The organism is Actinocrinis sp. (genome assembly GCF_035946395.1).
Classification (GTDB): domain Bacteria; phylum Actinomycetota; class Actinomycetes; order Streptomycetales; family Catenulisporaceae; genus Actinocrinis.
On sequence record NZ_DASYZI010000231.1, the window covers coordinates 1 to 21,924 of the forward strand.

The window sequence follows — 21,924 nt, forward strand, 5'->3', positions numbered from 1 at the left end:
GGTCCCGGACACGTTCGCGTTCTTCAACAGCACCAGCGAGTTGTCCGCCACCTGCGTCGCCAAGGCCTGATGCGCCGGACTCTGAATCACCGACTTCGTGATCGACGTATACGGCACCTGCGACGCCGGATCGAACTCACCCGTCTGCATCCGCACCGTGAACAAATGCACCAATGCGTTGTCGATCACGCCCTGGCTCAGAACCCCGGCATTGATCGCCGCCTGGATGTTGGTGAACGTGTTCTCATTCCCGGCGCAGTTCAGGTCGGTTCCCGCGCGCAGCGCGTACGCCTGGCCACCTGCCGCGCCGGCGAGTTGCGCGCCCGTCGCCGAGTTGGTCCACACGGCGTTCGAGCCGCCGTTGTCGGTGCTCCAGCCGGGCGGCGCCCACGAGTGTCCGCTCGGGAAGTTCTGGTACGTGGTGCCGATCGCGCCGCAGTCGGAGGTGACGTAGCCGCCGAAGCCGTAGGTGCGCTGCGCGATCTGGTTGAGCGTGTACGTGTCCGCCACCGACGGTGTGCCGTTGATCGCGTTGTACGACGTCATCAGGCCTGAGACATGCGCGTTCTCGATCAGGCTCGCGAACTGCTTGGTGTAGTACTGCCGGATGTCGGTGTCCGACGCGTTCGACGAGATGCCGGTGCGGTTGTCCTCGACGTTGTTGAGCGCGTAGTGCTTCGCCGTCGACGCGACCTTCAAGTAGCCGTTCTGCGACTGCCCGCTCTGCGTGTTGCCCTCGTACCCGTCGACGAACGCCCCGGCCATCTGCCCGACCAGGTATGGATCCTCACCGAACGCCTCATCCGTACGACCCCAGCGCGGATCACGATCCAGATTCACCGTCGGCGCCCAGAACGTCAGATCACCGTAATCGCCGGACGACGGGCCGAGGTTGTTCTGCCCGGTACCGAACAACGACTTGTCCAGGAACCCACGCGCCTCATCCGAGATCGCAGTGGTCTCCTGATACACCAGACCCGGATCCCACGACATCGTGGACGCGAAGTTCGTCGGGAAGCTGGTGGAGTGCACGCCTCCGCTCACGCCGCCGTTGTTCTGGTCGCCGCCGAGCGTGTTGATGCCGTGCTGGCCCTCACTCCAGTACGTGTACTGCTGCACGCCGAGCCGCGGGATCGCCGGCGCGCTGTTCGTGCTCAGCTGCGCCGCCTTCTCCGCCAACGTCATGCGGGAGACCAGGTCCGCCGCGCGGGCCTGGAACGAGTAGCTCGTGTTCAGGTAGATCGGCGCACTGCTCGCCGCCGGCGCGGTGCCGGGGAGCCGATCTGCGTGCCCTGGTGCCGATTGCGCGATCGCGGCGCTGCCGAGCAGCGCGGCCACCGCGATGCCCGTCCGGCTGCCGCGCAGCCATCGACGCCGTCTGGTGCGTGCCATGTCGCCTCCGTCATTGGACGCTGCCGGGGCGCACCTCGTCGGCACCCCCGGCTCGTGGGTGTGGCGCACTCCCGCCGCGGCGCCGGACTCACAATTCTGCCGACTATGGCCAGAAGTCAAGAGTCCAGCCGTGTTCCGCAACAAGCGAGTCGATACCTTCTGACTAAAGCAAGCCTTACCCGGTAACGCCAGAGGGTGGGCGCGGCACCGGCCGCGCGCGTGCCGCTCGGCAGCGGCAGAAACGGGCTCCGGCAGGGCTCTGCGCAACTTTCACACCGATGGTGTCTCAGCACTCGTTGACATACGTTGCTGCGATGGAGCCATTCGACACCCGCGCCGCCACCGCGTCCGGACGTTGGCCGTTCGTCGGTCGGCGTGGTGAGTTGGCCACGCTGCGACGGGTGCTGACACGTCGCGGCGGGGCGGGCGCGGTCGTCGTCGGACCGGTCGGCGTCGGCAAATCCCGCCTGGTCCGGGAGGCGGTCGAGCAGCTCCAGGAGCAGCCGACGGCTGGTCGGACGCTCCATGTCCGTGGGCTGAGGGCGAACCAGTCGGTCCCGTTCGGCGCCCTCGCGGCGATCGGCGGTCCCGGCGCACTGTCGACATCCGGGCCACCGGCGGCGGACGGGGCGGCGGCCCGCGTCGTCGTGGTCGAGGACGCGGATCTCCTGGACGAGATGTCAGCGCTCGTCTTCAGACGGCATGCCGCCGAGGGGCGGATCCGGCTGCTGACCACCATCCGGGCCGCGACGCGGCTGCCCGAGCCGCTCGCCGCGCTGCTCGGCGACGGGTCGCTGGAGCGGATCGATCTGGATCCACTCGACCCGACGGACGTGGCCCGGCTGCTGACCGCGGTGCTCGGGGACGAGATCGCACCCGCGGCGGTGCGCGAGATCACCAGACTCGGCGCGGGTGTGCCCCTGTTCATCAGGGAGCTGGTACTCGGCGCGCTTTCCGCGCAGACGCTGCGCCGCGTCGACGGCTGCTGGCAGCTCGAACGCATCGCGGCACGCTCGGGGGGTCTGGCGGAACTGCTCGAAGCACGGCTCACCGGCATCAGTGCCACCGAGCGTGCGGCGCTGGAACTGGTCGCCATGGCGGAGCCGGTCGGCCTGCGCCTGCTCATGGAACTGGTGGACACACCGGCGGTCGACACGCTCGAACGGCGCGGCCTGCTCGACGTCGACCACGACGATCGGCGGCTGCCGGTGCGCATCTGCCATCCGCTCTACGCCGAGCTGATCTCCCGGTCGACCCCCGCTTCCGCGCGGATCGCCTACGCAGGCCGGCTCGCGCAGGCGCTTGAGGCCACCGGTCTGCGGCGCACGCACGACCTGCTGCGCTGGGCGGCGTGGCGCCTGGAGGCGGGAGGTCCCATAGACCGGGAAAGGCTCGTCGCCGCCGCGAGGTACGCGTCCGCCTCGGGCGCGGACACGGAGCTGCGGGAGCGGCTGGCCGCGGCGGCCTTCGACAGCACGAGCGCGATCGGCGAGGGGCTGCTGCTGCATCGGGCCATGACGGAGTCAGGCCGCTACGAAGCCGCCGATGATCTGCTGGAGGCACTGGACCGGCGCGCGCAGTCGCGTCACGACCGCGCCGCGATCGCCGTGGCCCGCGCATACCGGGTCAGCTGGACCGCGGACGGGATCGATCAGGGCCTTGCGATCCTCGCCGAGGCCGAGGCGGCGGGAACGGCGGCTGGTCCCGCCGGCGGCGATCCCGCGCAGGCGGCGCAGCTCGCGGCGCACCGCGGAATGCTGCTCGGGGTGGCCGGGCGGTTCGACGCGGCGATCGAACTGCTGGAACCGCTGCTGGCCGCGCCCTGGCCGCAGGTGCGCTCGCTCGCGGCGACGGGCGCGGCACTCGCCTATCCCGTCATCGGCCGATTCGAGGCGGCGTTGTCAGCCTTCTCCCTCGCTTTGACCGAGCGCGGCGCACCTGACGAGGGCACGCGCCTCGAACCGTCTCTCATCGGCTTCGCGGCGCTGACCCGCTGCGTGTCCGGAGATCCCGGGCAGGCCGCCGCCTTCGGGCGCGCGGCGGTCGAGCAGGCGGTCGGGCGGGGCGACGCCGTCGGCCACGCGTGGGCGGGCGCCGGGCTCGCGGCGGTCCACCTCGCCGTCGGTGAGCTGCGCGCCGCGGCGGTCCACGCCGCCGAGGCCGCACGCACCTTCCAGGCCTTACGTGACCCGAACGGCCGACTCTGGTGCCTGGCAACGGGCCTGGCCGCCGCGGCACAGCGCGGCGCGCAGGACGACGCGGACCGGTTGGCCGCGGCGGTGGCGGCGATCCCGGTGCCGCGCCACCTGCGAGCGCTCGGCACCGAGGTCATAAAGGCTCTGGCATGGCACGACTACGTGCGGGGCGAGCACGCCGCGGCGCGGGACCGGCTTACGCACGCCGCGAAGTCCTGGGTGGCTGACGGGATGATCGCGACCGTGGTGCTCGGCGCGCTCGAACTGTTCCGGCTCGGTCATCCGGCCGCCGCCGCGGACCTGGTCGAGCGGGTGGCGGTCCCCGAGGACTGGCCGCTCGGCCGCTGCGTACGAGGGTTGATCGACGCGGCGGGCAAGCCCCGGGCGCTGCGCGAGGCGGCGCGCTCCTTCTTCGAGCTCGGATTCACTCTGTACGCGGCGGAAGCCTTCGCGGCGGCCGCGATCGCCGCCGCCGATCTCGGCTCGCCGGCCGAGGCGGCACGCTCGTCCGCACAGGCCAGGACGCTGGCCGCCGAGTGCGGGGCCGCCACTGCCCTGCTCGCCCGGCTGGGCCGGCCCCGCGGCCTGACCGCGCGAGAGCACCAGATCGCCGAATGCGCCGCGCAGGGGCTGAGCAATCGGCAGATCGCCGACCGGCTGCGGCTCTCCGAGCGCACGGTCGAGAACCACCTGGGCCGCGCCTACGCCAAACTCGGCCTGTCCGGGCGCGGCGGATTGCGCGAAACGCTGCGCAGCGCACCGACACAGCAGCGCACCGACACAGCAGCGCACCGGCCGAGTGAGCCGGCCTGAGTAGACCAGACAGGACCCTGAGTATCCGCCACTCTCGACCGCGACGCGTGCACGAAGCACCGTGAGGCCCACGGCAATCAGCCCGAACAGCCCGAGGCCCCACAGGAGAGCTGGATGCGCACACGAGAGACGAGAACCGCAATCACCACGGCGCTGCTGCTCGGCGTCACGATCATCGGCGGACCGATGCTCGCGCCGACGGCCGACGCGGCGGCGGCCACCGGCACCGCCGCAGGAGAGACCACGATCCGGCCCGCCACCGCAATCGGGAACGCGTGGCAGGGAACGTTGATCCACGAAGCCCCGCTGCCCGCCGCGCTGCAACTGGACGGCGCCGGGCAGGCCTGGCGGATCTGGTACGAGTCCACCGCCTGGGACGGCGCCCCGACCGTGGTCTCCGGCACGCTCACCGTCCCGCCCGGCGAACCTCCGGCCGGCGGGTGGCCCGTCGTCAGCTACAGCCACGGTTTCGGCGGGACGGCCGACCAGTGCGCACCGTCGGTGCAGGGCCCGAGCCCCTGGGAGCGCGCGCTCAACGACGAGCTGCTGGCCGGCGGCTACGCCATCGCCGCGACCGACTACGACGGGATCGGGACGCCCGGCGAGCCCTCCATCGTCAACGGGCCCTCCGAGGCATACTCGGTGATCGACATCGTCCGGGCCGCGCGCCGCGTCGCGCCGCTGTCCCGCGACTGGATCTCGGTCGGCTACTCGCTCGGCGGGCACGCGGCCCTGTGGTCGGCCCACCTCGCCGACTCGTACGCCCCGGAGCTGCGCCACCGCGGCACCGTCGCACTGGCCAACTTCATCCAGTTCCCGTTGCAGCTGGCCACCGAGCAGGTCGCCAACCCGGCGGCGCCGTTGATCCCGGGCACCCTCTACTCGGGCGTGACCGGCCCGGTCACCCATCCGGGCTGGGACGCCTCGCAGTGGTTCACCCCGCTCGGCCTCGGCCTGATCGACAAGGCGCGCACCGAGTGCGTCGGCCAGCTCGCCGCCGACGTCGCCACGGTCACGAACGGCCAGGTGTTCAAGGACCCCGCGGCGGCCGCGGCCGAATTCAACCGCCTGCTCGACCCGCAGGACGTCCCGATCACCCGCTACCCCGAGCCCGTCCGGCTGGCCCACGGCACCGCCGACGGGACGCCGGCGGCGGCCAGCGCGCTGACGGCCCAGGAGCTCGCCGCGGCGGGCACCGACGTGACGTACCTGCCGGTGCCCGGAGCCGACCACTTCACTCTGCTGCCGACGATCGCGCCCCAGGTACTGACGTGGGCTCGGCAGATGTTCGCCGGGCACTGAGTACTGAGTGTCCTGATCAGACCGCCTCGGCGGCGAACGGCCGGGCGCGCGGTACGGCTGCGCGCCCGGCCGTTCTGCCGTTCTGCCGTTCTACGGTTCTAGGTTTTTACGGGATGGGCCGCTGGAAGCAGGTGATCGTGTTCGACGATGCCTGGACCAGCGGCAGCTGAAGCGACTGGGCCGCGGTCGCCACGTACGCGACGAGCGTGCTGCCGCCCGAGAGCGGCGAGAAGGTCGTCGAGCAGGTGGTACCGCCGGCGCAGACGGCGAGTTCCGAGCCGTTGTCCTCGTCGATGATGTAGATGTCGTACGGCGTGGGGCCGACGTCCATGTTGGCGGTCGCGGTGTAGGTGGCGTAGCTGCTGACCAGGGTCGGACCGGAGAGCGTGACCTGCCAGCCCGTGTTGGACCACGTGACGTAGCCGGTCGCGGAGGTCGCCTGGACGTTCGGCGGCGGGAAGCCTTCGCCGAAGGTGGAGATGTAGGCGGCATAGGAGTGGGTCGAGGCAGCGCTCTGACTCACTGAGGTGCTGCACGAGGTGCCGCTGCCGCAGTCGACGATGAACGAGCCGGTGGTCGTGTCGTAGATCTCGATGTAGAACGGGGTCGGGCCCACGTCCATGCTGGCGGTCGCCGTCAGCGTGCTGGTACCGCCGACGGCGACCGTGGTCGGGCTCGCCGCGAGGGTCACCGAGCTCGGCAGCCACTGCACGTCGGCCGGGGCGGACGTGGCCTGGATGCTGCCCGGCGGGAAGTTCGAGGACGAGTCGGAGACGTAGGCGAAGTAGGTCTGCTGCGTCGCGATCGGCTCGGTGAGGCTCACGGTGCACGTCGTTCCCGAGCCGCAGGTGGCGACGTAGCCCGGACTGCCCGGCGGCGTGGGATACCCGCCGAAGGTCGAGCCGTAGATGCGGATGTAGTAGGGCGTGGGGCCGACGTCCATGTTGGCGGTCGCGGTGAGGGTCACGTCCTGCTGCGGCCACAGCGTTCTGGCACTCTCGGCGAGCGACACCGAGAAGGACGTCAGGGGCCTGACCAGGTTCGGCCGGGCCGCGTGCGGCTTGGCCGGGACGGCCGACCCGAGCGCTATGCCGGGCGTGTCCGGCGGCGGTGTCGCGATGCCTTTCGCGGTGTGGTGAACAGCGGTTGCGGGCAACGTGCCCGCATCGGCGGGTGCTGCGGTGCCCACGATCATCCCGGCCGCGCCGAGCAGGCCGGCCAAGCCGAGGGCAAGGCGGATGCGCACTCTAGCTCCTTGTGTTTCGCCGTGAACGAAAGAACCCGCACCATGGCCGCAGCGCAAGGCCGGTGGGGTTTCGGCTGATTGCCGTGGCCTCACGCTCCTTCACCGGTGCGACGCCGTCGAGAGTGCCCGGTACTCAGGGCTCTGGACTGACGTACTCAGCCGGGCCGTCGCCCGACGTCAGGATCCCGGGCGCTTCCCGGCCCGGGCCGGGCGGGCCGAGCGCATGTGCGCCACGCCGTCGCGGTGCCGACGGATTCCGCACTTCAGGTACTGCTCGCGCAGCCGGCCCAGCGCGTCACGGTCGATCTCGACGCCGAGGCCCGGGCCGGGTGGCAGGCGCAGCGCGCCGCACTCGAAGACCGGCGTGCCGGACGCGATCACGTCCTGCGCATCCTCGGTTGCCCGGGTTCCCCGTGCCCGTACGCGAGCGGCGGGCGCATTGCGGGATCGTTACGATCGGCCGCATTGTCAGCACCCTGAACCCGTGCGACGGTGAGTGCGCTCCGGCAAACCGCTGCGGCGGGCCCGGATCGCCGATAGCGTGCCGGAACCAATCGGTCTCAGCGTACTGAGGAGGTCCGTTCACCATGGCGAATACGAGCTCGGTGCTCCGGGTGCGAGGTGGACTGTCGTGACCGTGTCCGCACCCGTGGCCGCACCCGCGTCACCCGTCCCGACCATGCTCAAGGCGACCAAGACGCTCGGCGAGTTCCGGCGCGACCCGCTGAGCCTGTTCACCCGCATCGCCGCGCTGCCGCAGGGCATGGCCCGCACCCGGCTGCTGGGCAAGGAACTGATCTTCATCACCCATCCCGACCACGTCCACCACGTGGTCCGGAACAACTATCAGAACTACGACAAGAACGCCCCGATGTACAAGAACGCCAGGCCGTTCCTCGGCAACGGGCTGACGGTCGCCGTCGGGGGCGAGGAGTGGTTGCACCGCCGGCGGCTGATCCAGCCCGCGTTCCACAAGAACAACGTGCACGTCGTCTCCGACGTGGCGGTGCGGTGCCTGGCCGACGTCCTGGCCGAACGCGAGCGGCTCGCGGCGTCGGGCGAGCCTTTCGACGTCTCGGCGGAGATGACCAGGCTGACGATGCGCATCACCAGCCAGACCTTCTTCGGCGTCGACCTGCTGCGGGACAGCACCGACATGGCGCGGCGGCTGGACGAGATCACCGCCTTCGCGACCCGCTACCTCTCACGGCCCTTCCCGCCGTTGTGGGTTCCCACTCCGGCCATCCGGCGGTTCCACGCGGACATCGACTACGTCAACGAGTTCGTCGCGGACGTCGTGCGCACCCGGCACGCCGACCCCGCCGAGCACAGCGATCTGCTCAACCTGCTCGTCGGCGCCGTCGACGACGAATCCGGCCAGGGACTTTCCAGGCAGCAGCTGCGGGACGAGCTGATCGGCTTCTTCTTCGCCGGCCACGAAACCCTCGCGCACTCGATGTCCTGGTGCTGGTACCTGGTCGCGCGCGACCCCCGCGTGGACGGCGAGCTGGCCGCCGAGTTGGACCGGGTGCTCGGCGGGCGCACCCCGGCCCTTGAGGACGTCCCGAACCTGACATACACCCGGATGATCATCGACGAGGCGATGCGCCTGTACCCGGCGCTCTGGGTGAACATGCGGCGGGCGCTCGGCGAGGACGTGATCGGCGGCCACCGGATTCCGGCGGGCGCGATCGTGTCGTGGAGCCCGTACGCCGGAAACCGGTTCCCGGAGGTCTGGGACGACGCCGACCGGTTCCGCCCGGAGCGGTTCTCTCCCGAGCAGTCCGCAAAACGTTCACGGCACGCGGCCACCCCGTTCGGGGAGGGTCCGCGCGCGTGCATCGGCAGCGGCTTCGCGACCGTCGAGGCGACGCTCATCCTCGCCACGCTCGCCCACCGGCACCGGCTCCAGCTGGTCACGGACAAGCCCGCCGAGCCCGCTGTGGGATTCACCATCTATCCCAAGGACGGCGTGTGGGCCACGCTGAGCAGGCGGGATGGGTAAAGCCGCGCTCGGTATGTAGGACGAATTACGCGGTTTGGCTTACGAGGTTCGGCCACTGTGCGCGCGCCTGCATACAAGCAGGTGGTATGCCCTGGGACTATCACCGACGCGTCGGTCCTCAACGAGGTCGAGGCCGACGTCGCCGATCACGGTGATGATCTCGGCGATCGACCGCAGCCGGAATCCGTGCGCCGCCACCGGCGCCTTCGCCATCGCGGCGGGGTCGCCGACGCCGAGCACCAGCCGGCCGGCCGGACGCAGCACCCGGGCGAGTTCGGTCAGCGCTCCGGCCAGGTCGTCGACGAAGTAGACGGTGTTCGTGGTGATGATCGCGTCCGCGCAGGCATCCGGCAGCGGCAGCGAGCCCATCCCGGCGTGATGCAGCACCAGATCACCCGCCGCGATCGGGCCGCGCAGCCGCCGGCGGGCCCGCTCCAGCATCGTGGTCGAGACGTCGACGCCGTGCACGGTGCCGCCGTCGCCGACCCGCCGCAACAGCAGCTCCAAGCCGAGACCCCCGCCGAAGCCGACATCGGCGACCGTGTCGCCCTTCGCCACCTCGGCGGCCGCCACCGCCCCGGCGATGGCGGGTCGGTTGCCGCGGTTGAGCATTCGGGCGATCAGCAGCCCCGCCATCCCGGTCGGGCGGCGCAGTTGGGACGCCAGCCTCGCCAACAGTCGATCGGGAATTCGCACCACACCAGCCAACCACACCGCCCCAGCCGGCCACCGGCAGCGCCCGCTCGCATCCGGGCGGACCCGGACATGCAGATGCCGGCCGTGTACGGTGCGGTCGGCACGATCGTGAGCGGCACACCGACCAAGGCGGGCACCTTCACCTGGTCGGTCAGCGTCGTGCCGTTCAGTGACCCCACGGCGACGCCTGCCCTCGGCACCTACCAGGTGACCGTCACCCGGTGACGACGGTTCCGGGACCTTGACCGTGGGCTGACGACCCTGTTCGAACTCGACCTTGGCCAGCGGCGCAGGGTCGGGCGACGCGCAGTGGTGGGCGAGCGGCGGGCGAGCCCACAGCCGCCCACGATGCCACGGTCAAGTTCGAAGAGCCCTGACGACTCAGCGCCCGTAACGGCCTCGGCCCACCGTCCGATTACCCCATGGACGGTGAGCCGAGGTTACGTGTTCGCGGGTGCCATGCGGCGGACCGGATCAACTGGTGGCGCAGGTCACCGCCGTGCCACCGTTGTTCGCGATCATGGTGAAGGAAGTCGGCGAGGCGTTGCTGGCCGACCAGGTGCCCTGGAAGCCGAAGCTGGCAGTGGATCCGGCCGCGATGGTCTGGTTGGTGCCGAAGTAGTCGTGCGCGGCGACGGTTTCACCGGTTTGGCTGTAGTAGCCCTCCCACAGGTTCGTGATCTTCTCGTCGCCGGGGAACGTCCAGTTGACGGTCCACCCGCCCAGCGGAGCCGTGCCGGTGTTGGCGACCGTCACGTTCACGGTCAGGCCTCCGGTCCAGGAGCTCTGCACGGTGTAGGTGATCTTGCAGCTCGGCAGGCCGACCGGCGGGTTCGTGGCCAGGGCGTTGGCGAGCGCCGGATCGAAGGTGCCGGCCGCGTCGGCGCAGCCGTCCGACTCGCCCGGCGGTTTGGCCCATACGAAGGCGTCCACGTAGGAGTAACCGGTGTTGGCGGTCGGGGTCAGGCCCAGCGCGCGGCCGGAAGGGTCGCACCAGGTGTTGCCCGGCCCCGCGCCGTTGCGGCTGGTGTCGACCACCAGGTGCAGGGAGGAGTCGCCGAGGGTCTGGAGGATCTGCTGGCCGTACCAGAGTTCGTCGTTGTTCCACTCGAAGTTCGACACGTCGGTGAACACGCCGTTGGCCTCGGTGGTCACGTTGGCCGCCTTGAGCGCGGCGGCCTGCTGGGAGGCCGGGTTCCAGTCCGAGTGGCCGCCGTCGAAGTAGACGTGCGCGTTCGGGTCGTCGGCGTGCAGCACCTGGCCGTCGTAGGAGATCGCGGCGTCACGCGCGGTCACGTCGGCGGCGGACAGGCAGGTCTGCAACGCGAGCGAGTCCGGTTCGACCAGCACGATCGCGGTGGCGCTGCCGAGGCCGGAGGCGAAGGCCGAGGCCCAGCCCTCGTAGTTGGCGATGGTGTTCGCGCCGCCGGCCGAGGCCCCGCCGCAGTCCCGGTTGGGGATGTCGTACATGATCAGCAGCGGGACCTGGCCCTTCGCGGCGGCCGCGGAGGCGAGCGCGGAGACCTGCGAGGCGATCGTGGCCGGGTTGTAGGTGGTGAACCACGTGCCCTGGGCCTGGCCGGCGATCTTGGCGGAGATCGTGGCGGCCCGCGAGTCGCCCGGGTTCGCCGCGAGCCACTTCTCGACGGCCGAGTTCGGGTTGATGTAAAAGGTCGTATTCGCGGGCAGGGCGCCGGTCGCCGCGCGGGCGGGCGCGGACTGGACCAGCGCGGTCCCGCCCGCGAACGCGACCGCGGCGGCCACGGCGGTCAGCCGCAGCCGCGCGGGGCGCCGCGCCGGGCCGCCTCGTGTCAGGGCCCTGTGCATGTTCACGCTCCTCAGTGCGGGCTCGATGTCCAGCCGGAGTGTAATTAAGGGCCCTTGGACGGCAAGGCGCGGCCGCGCCGCCGGAACGTGGTGCGGCGTCGCGCGCAGGTTGGCACGCGACGCCGCCGTGAAGCGTGTGGAAGTTGCAGGATGGAGCCCTGGGGTGGGTTTGAGAAGCAGGGCCGGATCAGGGCTCGGTGTCCGGCGCGTGCGATCGCAAGGTGCAGGGTCGTGCCCATACCGGAGGTTTGGGCACGACCTGACAACGCGGCGGGCACGCGCGACAGGCACCGCGACGCCGACGCCGCTTCTCGATCACGCCCTACGGCGCCTGACAGGTGTCCATGTCCTTGCCGACGGCGGCGTAGCCCGTGGTGACCTGCCAGAACTGCGCCTGGTCCGGCTGCGGCGAGTCGACGCACTTCACGCCGGTCGCCGCGGTGTACGAGGCCTCATTCTGCATGGCGACGCCGAGGGCGGTGCCCGCGGCCTCCAGCGCGGCGGCCCCGGTGCCGAAGCCGGAGAACATCACGTTCAGCGGCCCGGTGTGCGTCGGGGCGCCGCACTGAAAGGCGAGCGTGACCGCCGCGCCGTAGCCGGACGGGACGAGCTGGAAGTTCTGCGAGGTCCCGGTGACCGGCCCGGTGCACACGGCACCGGTCGCCGCGGAGAAGACGGCCTGCTGGCTGAGCGCGGCGGTGTAAGCGGCCTGGTTCGCCGCTGTCGCGCTGCTTCCGGTGCCGAAGGCGGCGAAGGACAGGTCGGGCGTCGTCGCGGCCCCGGCCGGCGAGGCCGTGAACAGCGCCGAGACGAGCGCCGCGGTGACCGGCAACGCCGCGACACGCTTCAGAGTCATGATTCGGTGCCTCCCGTTGGATCGCGCCCGTGTTTCGCCCAGGTTCGCAGGGTTATGCTAAGCGGTCGCCCTATCAGTGGCAATCGCTCGCAATCGCCCGATCACGTCGCCTGGGCCTTGTCCTTCAGCTCCTGGGCGAAGCTCATCCACATCTGCGCGTAGTGCTCGGCCAGCCTGCCCACCAGGCTCGCCGAGTGCGGCGGGACGACCGCGATCAGGCTCGACCACTCCTGCGGGCCCAGCGCGCTCTGCCGCAGCAGGCCGAGCAGGCGCCGGCCCTCCTCGTTGTGGCGCAGCGCCGGATCGCGCAGCAGCTTGTCGAGGACGGAAGCCGGGACGGGTTCCGGGACGCGGCCGGCGGCGCGGACCTTCGCCGAGCGCGCCGGAACCGGGTCCTGGCCCTGATTGAGCCGCTTGCGGACGTCGGCGGCGGTGGCCGGCGACACGCCGGCGCCGCGGGCCACCTCGCGCAGCGACGCGTCCGGGCGGCTCGCGATGAGTTCGGCGACTTTGCGGCGGCCCTCGGCGTTGTCCAGGGGGCGGACCCGGCCGTCCCGGCCCATCCGCGCCGTCTGCGGCGGGCCGGCGTCGTCGGAACGCCGGCGCAGGCTGGCCACGGTCTTCGCGCCGAGCCCGGCCACCTCGGCGATGGCCCGGTCCGAGAGGTGCGGATGAGTCTTGATGATGCGCGCCGCGGCGGCCCGGCGGTCGGCCTGGGAGAGCGGGAAGCCGTGGGTGACGTTGGCCTGGACCGCCAGCAGGAAGGCGTCCTCGCTGCTCCCGTCGTAGAACTCGACATCGATGGTGCCCTGCCCCTTGAACGCCGCGGCCATCAGCCGGTGCGTTCCGTCGATCACACGCATCGTGCGGCGCTCGACGAGAATCGGCGGCAGCGGCCCGTCCACCTCCACCAGCCGGGCGATGTGGGCGGCGTCCTGTCCGTCAAGGCGCGGCGACTCGCCGGCCAGCAGCGCGGACAGCGGCACCCTCACCGCGCCGCGCCCCGCAGCCGCCCCGCGCAGCCAGCGCCCGTCCCGCTGATCGGGATCCCGCGGGGCCGGAGCGCGGGCCCGTAGCTCAGAGTCCTGATGATCAGGGCCGTCCCCGGCGCCTGCTTCCCCGCTCGCCGCGGGGCGGTACCCGACAAGAACGGAACCGGCGTATGACGTGTCCTCAATCACGAGCCACTCCCATGATAATCAGCACGTCCCCGCCGGATCCCGGCTCGCTCGGCGAGCGCCGCGTGGCTCCGGATCCGTTCGCTGGGTCGTGCAGGTGGATCTACGGGAAGCGTCAGGCCCGACGGTGGCGCCGAAGCGCCCGGACCGCCGCTGTGAAGCGTGATGCTGAAATCGCCGCGCCGCCGGGACGGCTGCGATGGCGCCGGGATGGGGCGCCGCCCCGCGTACGGATGTCGGCCGGTGCGCGGGCGCCGATCGGGCACGAAGGGACCGCCTGGCGTAGCTGCTCCATTACTGTCCCCGTCTTCCAGCTACTCGCGTTATCGCTCTGAGAGCGACACTACCCACAGCCACGGCGGGCTCGCCAGGGTTCTGTGATGACACCTCATTAATCAAGGACCTTGATTAAATCGTGGCGGCATTGGCTGACGATTGCAGTGCGGCGGCCCGCTCAAGCCGATGGTCAGGCTTTGCTGCTCAACTGCTGACCGTTGTCAGTTGAACAGCCGGCGGTCAAATCCGCCGAAGCCGGGCCCTGTCACCTCCACTCCGTTCAGTTCATTGTCGAACCGCTGACGGACGGCTTTCCGGAGCCGAGGAAGAAGACGCCGGGATAGCCGTCCGTCCAGAATCCCCTGCTCGGGTTGCCTGACAGGGTCGAGTCACGGATCGCCAGCGTCCCGGTGCGGTCGTTGCTGACGTAGAACAGCGCGCCGCCGCCCTCGTTCGCGACGTTGTGCTCGATGATCGAGCCCTGAATCGTGACGGTGTAGGCGTTGCCGTCGGTGTAGATCGCGCCGCCGCTGCCGCCGCCGGGCGTGCCGCCGCGGGCGGGATTCGCGCCGTGGCCGATCGCGGAGTTGTACGTCATGACGCAGTTGAGCACGTCCCAGGACACGCCGATGCTGCTCAGCGCGCCGCCGTTCGAGCAGGCTCCGCCCTGGCCCGGCGCCCCGCCGAAGGTGCTGTCCACGACGTAGACCGGCATGCCCTGCCACTGTTCGAGCGCGCGGACGGCCGCGCCGCCGAGGTCGGGGCCGGTGGAGTCGCAGCGGTTCGCGACGAAGCGGGAGCCGACGATCTTGAGGCGGCCGCCGCGGTCGAAGACGGCGCCGCCACCGCCGCCGTTCGTGCTCTGATCGGCCTGGCCGGTCGAGTCGCCGTTCGCGAAGGTCAGGTTCTGCACGGTCAGCTGCGGATACCGCTGGTCCTGGCAGTGCGAGGTGGTCCAGATCTGGGCCTGGTCGCAGGTGTTCTGGTACAGGATCCGCCGCACGCCGCCGCCGCTGAGCGTCACCTTGCCGCCGCCGTCGAGCACCACGCGCGTCGAGGTGTTGCGGACCTTCGCGGTGGCGGACATCGTGATCACGACCGGGTCGGGCCCGCAGGAGAACGTGATCACCCCTCCGGCCGCGACCGCCGCGACGACCGCGTCCGAGGAACAGCTCGCGGGCGTGCCGTCACCGATGACATGGTCCGGGTGCGAGGTGTCGGCCGGTTGCGCATCGGCCGGGATCGCTGCGTCGCCGTTCGGATTGCCGGCCGAGAAGTGCGCGGCGGTCGCGGCGGAAGAAGCCGACGACGCGGCGGTCGCGGATGCGGACGCTGATGAAGCGCCGGCGCTGGGAGTGGCGATCGGCTCGGCCGCCGACGCGTTTGCCGGCGCAGCCGCGTCAGAGGACGAAGACGAACCGCACGCGGTCAGCAGCGCGCCCGCGGCGAGGCAGGCGAACAGCAGACTGATACGACGCGCGATGGCCACCGCGTGATCCTATCCGTGCCGACAGCCGCGAACGCGTGTTTGCCTCAAAAGCCCCACGGCTTCCAAACGTGCGCGGTCCCAAGCCCCTGCCGCTTCGGCGCCCAAACCGTCTCAGGACCCGTGCGGCGGCGGGTCCGTCCGTCCGCCGGCCGAAGTCGGCTCGGCGGTCCGGCGGATGTCGGGTTCGAGATAGATCACGGCGGTGATCGGCAGCGCCGCGCGCACCCGCGCCTCGGCCGCGTCGATCGCGCGGGCCACCTGCGCGGCGGTGTCGTCGTGCCGGACCCCGATCTTCGCCGCCACCAGCAGTTCGTCAGGGCCCAGATGCATGGTGCGCATGTGGATCACCGAGGTGACCACCTCGCCGTCCACCAGCGCGGCGCGGATCCGGCTCACCTGTGCGCCGGTCGCGCCCTCGCCGAGCAGCAGACTCTTCGTCTCGACCCCGAGCACCACTGCCGCGGTGGCGAGCAGTACGCCGATCAGCAGAGTCCCGACCCCGTCCCATACGCCGTCATGTGTGAGCAGGGTCAGCACCACGCCGAACGCCGCAAGCAGCAGCCCTACCAGCGCGCCGAGGTCCTCCAGCAGCACGACCGGCAGCTCCGGAGCCTTGGCGTGGCGGACGAAGCCGATCCACGTCTCCCGCCCGCGCAGCTGCCTCGCCTCGTGGAGCGCGGTGCGGAACGAGAACGCCTCGGCGACCACCGCGAAGCCGAGCACGCCGAGCGGCCAGGCCGCGTTCTCCAGCGGATGCGGGCTCCTGATCTTCTCGTACCCCTCGTAGAGGGCGAACAGGCCGCCGAGGCTGAACAACACGACCGCGACGAGGAACCCGAACACGTACCGCTCGCGGCCGTAGCCGAACGGGTGCTGCTCGCTCGCCTCGCGCCGGGACCGCCTGCCGCCGATCAGCAGCAGCACCTGGTTCCCGCAGTCGGCCAGCGAGTGGATGCCTTCCGCCAGCATCGACGAGGATCCGCTGAAGGCGAACGCCACCAGCTTGGACACGGCGATCGCCACGTTGGCGCCCAGCGCCGTCACCACCGCCCGCGCTCCCGAGCCGCCGCTCATGCGTGAACATCACCCCGCCAGCCAGGAAAACCCATACGCTCCGTCAGGCCGAACCTTACCGTTCGCCTGGCGGTAGCCTGCCGCGACGCCTGCTTCAGGGGTGAGACGTTTGCCAGACAAGCAGTTGCCCGATGAGCACCGGCGGCCCCGCTCGGCGGCGAGCCGGCTGCGCAACATCCCGCCGTCGGTCTTCGGGACGATCTCCGCGGTCCGGGCCAGGACCGGAGCGATCAACCTGGGCCAGGGCTACCCCGACGACGAGGGACCGGCCCATGTCGTCGAGGCCTTTGCCGAGGCGCTGCGTTCGGGGCGCAACCAGTACGCCCCGATGCGGGGCGATCCGGACCTGCTGCGGGCGATCGCCCGCCACCAGGAGTCGTACTACGGGCTCGGCGTCGACCCGGGCAGCGAGATCGTGGTCACCACCGGGGCGTCGGAGGCGATCGCGGCGGCGCTGCTCGGCCTGATCGAGCCCGGTGACGAGGTCGCGGTGCCGGAGCCCCACTACGAGGCGTACGCCGCAGGGCTCGAACTCGTCGGCGCCGTACGCCGCCCGGTGCCGCTCGCCGCGCCGGACTTCCGGCTGGACGAACAGGCGCTGCGCGCCGCCGTCACCGACCGCACCGTCGCGATCATCTTCAACAACCCGCACAACCCCACCGGCCGGGTCTTCTCCCCCGCCGAGCTGGACGTCCTCGCGCGGGTCGCGCAGGAGCACGACCTGCTGGTGATCGCCGACGAGGTCTACGAGCACATCACCTTCGACGGCCGCGCGCACATTCCGCTCGCGACCCTGCCGGGCATGCGGGAGCGCACGCTGACCATCTCGGGGTCGGCGAAGTCGTTCGCGTTCACCGGGTGGAAGGTCGGCTGGGCGAGCGGGCCCGAGCCGCTCGTCTCCGCGGTGCTCTCGACGAAACTGTGGCTGACGTCGACCACCAACGCGCCGGCCCAATCCGCGATCGCTGTCGCGCTGACCGAGGACACCGACTACCTCGACCGGCTCGGGGCGGACCTCCAGCAGCGCCGAGACCTGCTGCGCGACGGCCTTGACGCGGCAGGCCTGCCGGCCTTCGTCGCCGAGGGCGCGTATTACACGCTCACCGACGTCGGCGCGCTCGGGTGGGACGATGCATTGCAGTTCTGCCTCGCGCTGCCGGAACGCGCCGGCGTCATCGCCGTGCCGGTGAACGGCTTCTACGACGGCGGCCGCGGCCGCCACATGGTCAGGTGGGCGTGTTGCAGGGACCGTTCGCTGATCGAGGACGGGATGAAGCGGCTGCGGGCGGCCCGCCTGGAGCGTTGAGGTCCGCTCCGGCGCCGGTCCAGCCGGGCCGGCGCGCGACGTCTAGGATGCATACATGTCGAAGATTCTGAATAAACTTCCAGTCGGCGAACGTGTCGGCATCGCCTTCTCGGGTGGTCTGGACACATCTGTCGCCGTCGCGTGGATGCGCGAGGGCGGGGCGATCCCGTGTGCCTATACAGCCGACATCGGCCAATACGACGAGCCGGACCTGTCCAACGTGCCCACGCGCGCCCGCGACTACGGAGCCGAGAAGGCCCGGCTGGTCGACTGCCGGCAGGCCCTGGTCGAGGAGGGGCTCGCCGCGCTTGCCTGCGGTGCATTCCACATCCGTTCCGGCGCGCAGACCTACTTCAACACCACTCCGCTCGGCCGCGCCGTGGTGGGCACCCTGCTGGTGCGGGCGATGCGGGAGGACGAGGTCGAGATCTGGGGCGACGGCTCGACGTACAAGGGCAACGACATCGAGCGGTTCTACCGTTACGGGCTGCTGGCCAACCCCGCCCTGCGGATCTACAAGCCCTGGCTGGATCCCGCGTTCGTGACGCAGCTCGGCGGCCGGCAGGAGATGTCCGGCTGGCTCGCCGAGCGGAATCTGCCGTACCGCGACTCCGCCGAGAAGGCGTACTCCACCGACGCGAACATCTGGGGCGCGACCCACGAGGCCAAGCAGCTGGAGTTCCTGAACACCTCACTGGAGCTCGTCTCCCCGATCATGGGCGTCCGCTTCTGGGATCCCGGGGTGGACATCCCGGCGCAGGACGTGACGGTGGAGTTCGACCGCGGCCGGCCGGTGCGGATCAACGGCCGCGAGTTCGCGTCCGCCGTCGAGCTGGTGCACGAGGCCAACACCATCGGCGGCCGGCACGGTCTGGGAATGTCGGACCAGATCGAGAACCGGATCATCGAGGCCAAGAGCCGCGGCATCTACGAGGCCCCGGGTATGGCGCTGCTGCACATCACGTACGAGCGGCTGCTCAACGCCATCCACAACGAGGACACCGTGGCGATGTACGCCACCGAGGGCCGCCGCCTCGGTCGGCTGCTTTACGAAGGGCGCTGGTTCGACCCGCAGGCGCTGATGCTGCGCGACAGCCTTCAGCGCTGGGTCGGCTTCACGGTCAGCGGCTCGGTCACGGTGCGGCTGCGCCGCGGTCAGGACTATTCGGTGCTGGACACGACCGGACCGCACCTGAGCTACTCCCCCGAGAAGCTCTCGATGGAGCGCAACGAGAACGCCGCCTTCGTACCCGAGGACCGCATCGGCCAGCTGACGATGCGCAACCTGGACATCGCCGACTCCCGCGCGAAGCTCGAACTGTATGCGGCACACGGCCGGCTGGCCGCGTCGGGCGGCCTCATCGGCGAGCTGTCACCGGGCGGCACTGGCGATTCGGACACCGGCGAATCGGACACCGACTGAGTCGCACTGAGCTGAAACCGGCTCAGCTCGCGATGGCCGCTTCCTGACGTTGCTTCCCGACGCCCGCATCCGGTGTGGCCCCCTGCCCAGGCGCTACACCGGATCGCGATCAACTGAGGTCAGCAGCAGTCCGCTGCACAGCCCTACTCGGTGGACCACTCGCGCAGCGCCCCGCCGATCTCCATCCAGTGGCTCTCGAACGGGTACAACTGCTCCGGAACCCAGGCGGGCCGCTGCGTCCGTGAACCCGCGGAACCGTCCTCGCTCATCGCTTGGCTCCCCTCGCCGGGCCTATCCGCCCAGGGCACTATGTCCCGGGCAAACCGAAGTCTAGTGATGCAAAGCGCTCAATATATTGCGAGGCGCGACAGGCCCGAACGTGGCAGCATGAACCGATGACGACGAGCTGGGACGAGGCTTTCGCGAACCGGTACGAGGAATGGTCCGCTCATATGACCGCCGATGTCGCCTTCTACACTGAGCTCGCGCGCGGCGCCGACGGACCGTTGGTCGAACTCGCGGTCGGGAACGGTCGGGTGGCGATCCCGGTCGCGCGGGCCACCGGCCGAAGCGTCATCGGCATCGACGCGTCGCCGGCGATGCTCGCGCAGGCACGACGCCGCGCGGCCGAAGCGGGCGTGGAACTCGAACTGCGCGAAGCCGACCTGCGCGACCTGGCCCTGGACGAGCCGGCCGGCCTGATCTACTGCCCCTTCCGCTCCCTGCTGCACCTGCCGACTTGGGCCGACCGCCGCCGCACCTTCGAGCGCGTGGCCGCCTCACTGCGTGCGCACGGGCGGTTCGCGTGGAATGCCATCGCCTTCGACCACCGGCTCGCCGCGCGCCTCGACGGCGTACATCAGGACGCTCCGGTCCCGCACACGATCCACTACGCCGTCGGCGACAGCCGCATCGACATCGTGCGCGACGACGGCGCGACCAGTTCCCTGTGGTGGGCGACGAAGAACGAGTGGCTCGGGCTCCTCGACGTCGCGGGCCTTGAGGTAGAGGCCTTATACGGCGGCTTCGCCCACGAGCCGTTCACCGACGACAGCCGGGAGTACGTGTTCGTAGCCCGCCGCCGGTACTGAGACAGCCGTCTGAGGATTACGTCACGCGATCATCGTCGCGGGCGCCGTCGCAGTGACGTGGCGGGCGGCGTTCTGGCGCCATTCCCGTGGCGTGGCACCGTTGCTCTGCCTGAAGACCCGCGCGAAATAGCCCGGATCGGGCAGGCCGACGCGGCGGGCGACCTCGGCGACCGGCAGGTCCGTTTCGATCAGCAGTCTGCGAGCGCGCACCATGCGATGCTCGGTGATCCAGTCCACAACGGTGCGCCCGGTGCGCCGCCGCACCAGGGTGGTCAGATAGCCCGGCGTCACGCCGATGCCGTCGGCCACGTCACGCAGCGAGAGCGGCTCGGCGAACCGCCGCTCGATCACGTCGAACACCTCGGCGAGCAGGGTCTCGTTGCTGCGGCGCAGATCGCCCACGATGTCCGCGGCCAGCCGGGCGACATCGACCAGCAGAAGGGTCAGGTGCGCCAGCGCGGCCTGCCGATACCCCTCAGCGCGGTCGGCCAGTTCCGTCTCGATCGCCGCGATCGTGGTCGACCAGGCCGACTGTCGTTCCGGCGGGACGTACAGGCGCAGCAGCCCGCCCGGAATCCCGTGCAGGAACGGAAACAGCAGCGGATGCGACCGCCAGGACGGCCACGGCGCCTGCCCGTCTCCGCCCAGCGCCGCAGGGTCGAAGAACACCCCGCGGCCCGCGGCGACCCCGCCCAGCATGGCCGGGTCGACCACCATACCCGCCGCCACCACATACGCGTCGCCGTCCCGGGCCGGGTACGGCTGGCCGGCGGACATCTCCCGCTCGGCCCGTTCGACGTAGATGAGCACCGGAAAGTCGTGGATGTGGCGCCGGCCGTGGCCGGGTGGGGCGTGCGGATCGAACCGCAGCACCGACACCGGCGGTACGTCTGGCGCGGTCTGGTAGCGGTAGACGGGCACTGCGGCGCGGTAACGCACCGGCCGTGCGATCTCGGCCATGAGTCGAAGATAGTCCTACTTCTGCCAACAATCGACCACATTCCACGGTGGACCTGCCCTCACCATGGAGTGCATGACGAAACTTCATCCCAAAGAGGCCGCCGAACGGCATCAGCAGCACCGGCACGACTACCTGCCAGCCGCCGGGCGGGATGCCTTCCTGCCGTTCTACGACGTGTTCACCGCGCTCCTCGGCGCCGGAAAGCTGCACCGCACGCTCATCGACCAGGCCGAGCTCGCCGCCGGGCAGCGCGTGCTGGAGATCGGTTGCGGCACCGGCAACCTGTCCGTGCGCGCCAAACAAGCCCAGCCCGGCATCGAACTGGTCGGCTCCGATCCCGATCCGAAGGCGCTGGCCCGCGCGCAGCGCAAGGCCCGCGGCCTGACCGGAATCCGGTTCGAACGCGGATACGCGCAGCGGCTGCCGTATCCCGACGCCGACTTCGACCGGGTGCTGTCGGCGTTGATGCTGCACCATCTGGACAAGGAGACGAAGGCGGCGGCCGTGGCCGAGGTGGCGCGAGTGTTGCGTCCCGGCGGCAGGCTGCACTTGGTGGACTTCACCGGCCCGACGCACGGGATCCACGGCGCCCTGTCACGGCGCGCGATGAAAGGCGGCCACGTCGCCGACAACGCCGAGGACGGTATCCCCAAGCTGCTCGGTGCGGCGGGCCTGGTCTGCACCGAAGTGACCGATCGCCACACCGTCCTGGGCCAAGTCAAGTACTACCGCGCCGTACGTCCATCGTGACCCTGGAACGAAGAACTGCGAAAGAAACGCTGTGCAGCCCTACG

The 21,924-nt window shown here is 70.7% G+C and carries 19 protein-coding genes; 8 read left to right on the forward strand and 11 right to left on the reverse strand.

Annotated elements, in window-relative coordinates; translation table 11 throughout:
* A partial coding sequence (locus VGS97_RS14435) for a glycoside hydrolase family 3 protein (RefSeq protein ID WP_326853984.1) occupies positions 1–1,392 on the reverse strand: 1,392 nt, incomplete at its 3' end.
* Between the two features lie 314 nt (positions 1,393–1,706).
* On the opposite strand from VGS97_RS14435, the gene VGS97_RS14440 reads away from it, so the two are divergent.
* Both VGS97_RS14440 and VGS97_RS14445 read left to right on the forward strand, forming a co-directional pair.
* Positions 1,707–4,400 carry a LuxR C-terminal-related transcriptional regulator gene (locus VGS97_RS14440; protein ID WP_326853985.1) on the forward strand — a complete coding sequence of 898 codons (2,694 nt, stop codon included), beginning with the start codon at positions 1,707–1,709 and terminating at the stop codon, positions 4,398–4,400.
* Positions 4,401–4,514: 114 nt separating this feature from the next.
* A complete protein-coding gene (locus VGS97_RS14445) occupies positions 4,515–5,702 on the forward strand; it encodes a lipase family protein (RefSeq protein ID WP_326853986.1) in 1,188 nt (395 codons plus the stop codon).
* Positions 5,703–5,808: 106 nt separating this feature from the next.
* Here VGS97_RS14445 and VGS97_RS14450 read toward each other — a convergent pair whose 3' ends face one another.
* The gene (locus VGS97_RS14450; protein ID WP_326853987.1) at positions 5,809–6,948 is read right to left on the reverse strand and encodes a hypothetical protein; all 1,140 of its coding nucleotides are present in this window, start codon (positions 6,946–6,948) and stop codon (positions 5,809–5,811) included.
* Between the two features lie 177 nt (positions 6,949–7,125).
* Positions 7,126–7,329, reverse strand: a complete 204-nt coding sequence (locus tag VGS97_RS14455) for a hypothetical protein (protein ID WP_326853989.1) — start codon at positions 7,327–7,329, stop codon at positions 7,126–7,128.
* 250 nt (positions 7,330–7,579) lie between these two features.
* Here VGS97_RS14455 and VGS97_RS14460 point away from each other — a divergent pair, with 250 nt between their 5' ends.
* The gene (locus VGS97_RS14460; RefSeq protein WP_326853990.1) at positions 7,580–8,953 is read left to right on the forward strand and encodes a cytochrome P450; all 1,374 of its coding nucleotides are present in this window, start codon (positions 7,580–7,582) and stop codon (positions 8,951–8,953) included.
* Positions 8,954–8,992: 39 nt separating this feature from the next.
* Here VGS97_RS14460 and VGS97_RS14465 read toward each other — a convergent pair whose 3' ends face one another.
* Positions 8,993–9,628, reverse strand: coding sequence for a class I SAM-dependent methyltransferase (locus VGS97_RS14465; RefSeq protein ID WP_326853991.1), 636 nt, complete (start codon positions 9,626–9,628; stop codon positions 8,993–8,995).
* Between the two features lie 90 nt (positions 9,629–9,718).
* Between VGS97_RS14465 and VGS97_RS14470 the strand changes: the two genes are divergently transcribed.
* The gene (locus VGS97_RS14470) at positions 9,719–9,874 is read left to right on the forward strand and encodes a hypothetical protein (RefSeq protein WP_326853992.1); all 156 of its coding nucleotides are present in this window, start codon (positions 9,719–9,721) and stop codon (positions 9,872–9,874) included.
* Positions 9,875–10,123: 249 nt separating this feature from the next.
* Here VGS97_RS14470 and VGS97_RS14475 read toward each other — a convergent pair whose 3' ends face one another.
* The 5 genes from VGS97_RS14475 to VGS97_RS14495 form a co-directional block, all read right to left on the reverse strand.
* Entirely contained in the window at positions 10,124–11,476 is a 1,353-nt protein-coding gene (locus VGS97_RS14475; protein WP_326853993.1) for a glycoside hydrolase family 6 protein, read from the reverse strand.
* Positions 11,477–11,798: 322 nt separating this feature from the next.
* Positions 11,799–12,332, reverse strand: coding sequence for a hypothetical protein (locus VGS97_RS14480; RefSeq protein ID WP_326853994.1), 534 nt, complete (start codon positions 12,330–12,332; stop codon positions 11,799–11,801).
* Between the two features lie 101 nt (positions 12,333–12,433).
* Entirely contained in the window at positions 12,434–13,513 is a 1,080-nt protein-coding gene (locus VGS97_RS14485) for a ParB/RepB/Spo0J family partition protein (protein WP_326853995.1), read from the reverse strand.
* A 553-nt stretch (positions 13,514–14,066) separates the two neighbouring features.
* Positions 14,067–15,275 carry a hypothetical protein gene (locus tag VGS97_RS14490; protein WP_326853996.1) on the reverse strand — a complete coding sequence of 403 codons (1,209 nt, stop codon included), beginning with the start codon at positions 15,273–15,275 and terminating at the stop codon, positions 14,067–14,069.
* Positions 15,276–15,386: 111 nt separating this feature from the next.
* A complete protein-coding gene (locus VGS97_RS14495) occupies positions 15,387–16,349 on the reverse strand; it encodes a cation diffusion facilitator family transporter (protein WP_326853997.1) in 963 nt (320 codons plus the stop codon).
* A gap of 100 nt (positions 16,350–16,449) precedes the next feature.
* Here VGS97_RS14495 and VGS97_RS14500 point away from each other — a divergent pair, with 100 nt between their 5' ends.
* Together VGS97_RS14500 and argG are read left to right on the forward strand one after the other, a co-directional pair.
* Positions 16,450–17,655, forward strand: coding sequence for an aminotransferase class I/II-fold pyridoxal phosphate-dependent enzyme (locus VGS97_RS14500; protein WP_326853999.1), 1,206 nt, complete (start codon positions 16,450–16,452; stop codon positions 17,653–17,655).
* A gap of 55 nt (positions 17,656–17,710) precedes the next feature.
* A complete protein-coding gene (argG, locus tag VGS97_RS14505) occupies positions 17,711–19,078 on the forward strand; it encodes an argininosuccinate synthase (RefSeq protein ID WP_326854000.1) in 1,368 nt (455 codons plus the stop codon).
* Positions 19,079–19,221: 143 nt separating this feature from the next.
* On the opposite strand, the gene VGS97_RS14510 is transcribed toward argG, so the two are convergent.
* Positions 19,222–19,347, reverse strand: a complete 126-nt coding sequence (locus VGS97_RS14510) for a hypothetical protein (protein WP_326854002.1) — start codon at positions 19,345–19,347, stop codon at positions 19,222–19,224.
* Between the two features lie 126 nt (positions 19,348–19,473).
* Between VGS97_RS14510 and VGS97_RS14515 the strand changes: the two genes are divergently transcribed.
* Positions 19,474–20,169 carry a class I SAM-dependent methyltransferase gene (locus VGS97_RS14515; protein WP_326854003.1) on the forward strand — a complete coding sequence of 232 codons (696 nt, stop codon included), beginning with the start codon at positions 19,474–19,476 and terminating at the stop codon, positions 20,167–20,169.
* A gap of 21 nt (positions 20,170–20,190) precedes the next feature.
* Here the strand turns inward: VGS97_RS14515 and VGS97_RS14520 are convergent, their stop codons facing one another.
* On the reverse strand, positions 20,191–21,129 hold the full coding sequence (locus VGS97_RS14520; RefSeq protein WP_326854004.1) for an AraC family transcriptional regulator: 939 nt from the start codon (positions 21,127–21,129) through the stop codon (positions 20,191–20,193).
* Positions 21,130–21,202: 73 nt separating this feature from the next.
* Between VGS97_RS14520 and VGS97_RS14525 the strand changes: the two genes are divergently transcribed.
* Positions 21,203–21,880: a class I SAM-dependent methyltransferase gene (locus VGS97_RS14525; protein ID WP_326854005.1), complete on the forward strand. Its 678-nt coding sequence runs from the start codon at positions 21,203–21,205 to the stop codon at positions 21,878–21,880.
* The last annotated feature ends 44 nt before the right edge of the window (positions 21,881–21,924 follow it).

Bases quoted from the DNA above. Each gene is read 5' to 3' on its own strand.
- VGS97_RS14440 (WP_326853985.1), top strand. From the start codon at position 1,707: ATGGAGCCATTCGACACCCGCGCCGCCACCGCGTCCGGACGTTGGCCG.
- VGS97_RS14445 (WP_326853986.1), top strand. From the start codon at position 4,515: ATGCGCACACGAGAGACGAGAACCGCAATCACCACGGCGCTGCTGCTC.
- VGS97_RS14470 (WP_326853992.1), top strand. From the start codon at position 9,719: ATGCAGATGCCGGCCGTGTACGGTGCGGTCGGCACGATCGTGAGCGGC.
- VGS97_RS14475 (WP_326853993.1), bottom strand. From the start codon at position 11,476: ATGCACAGGGCCCTGACACGAGGCGGCCCGGCGCGGCGCCCCGCGCGG.
- VGS97_RS14480 (WP_326853994.1), bottom strand. From the start codon at position 12,332: ATGACTCTGAAGCGTGTCGCGGCGTTGCCGGTCACCGCGGCGCTCGTC.
- VGS97_RS14495 (WP_326853997.1), bottom strand. From the start codon at position 16,349: ATGAGCGGCGGCTCGGGAGCGCGGGCGGTGGTGACGGCGCTGGGCGCC.
- argG (WP_326854000.1), top strand. From the start codon at position 17,711: ATGTCGAAGATTCTGAATAAACTTCCAGTCGGCGAACGTGTCGGCATC.
- VGS97_RS14510 (WP_326854002.1), bottom strand. From the start codon at position 19,347: ATGAGCGAGGACGGTTCCGCGGGTTCACGGACGCAGCGGCCCGCCTGG.
- VGS97_RS14515 (WP_326854003.1), top strand. From the start codon at position 19,474: ATGACGACGAGCTGGGACGAGGCTTTCGCGAACCGGTACGAGGAATGG.
- VGS97_RS14520 (WP_326854004.1), bottom strand. From the start codon at position 21,129: ATGGCCGAGATCGCACGGCCGGTGCGTTACCGCGCCGCAGTGCCCGTC.
- VGS97_RS14525 (WP_326854005.1), top strand. From the start codon at position 21,203: ATGACGAAACTTCATCCCAAAGAGGCCGCCGAACGGCATCAGCAGCAC.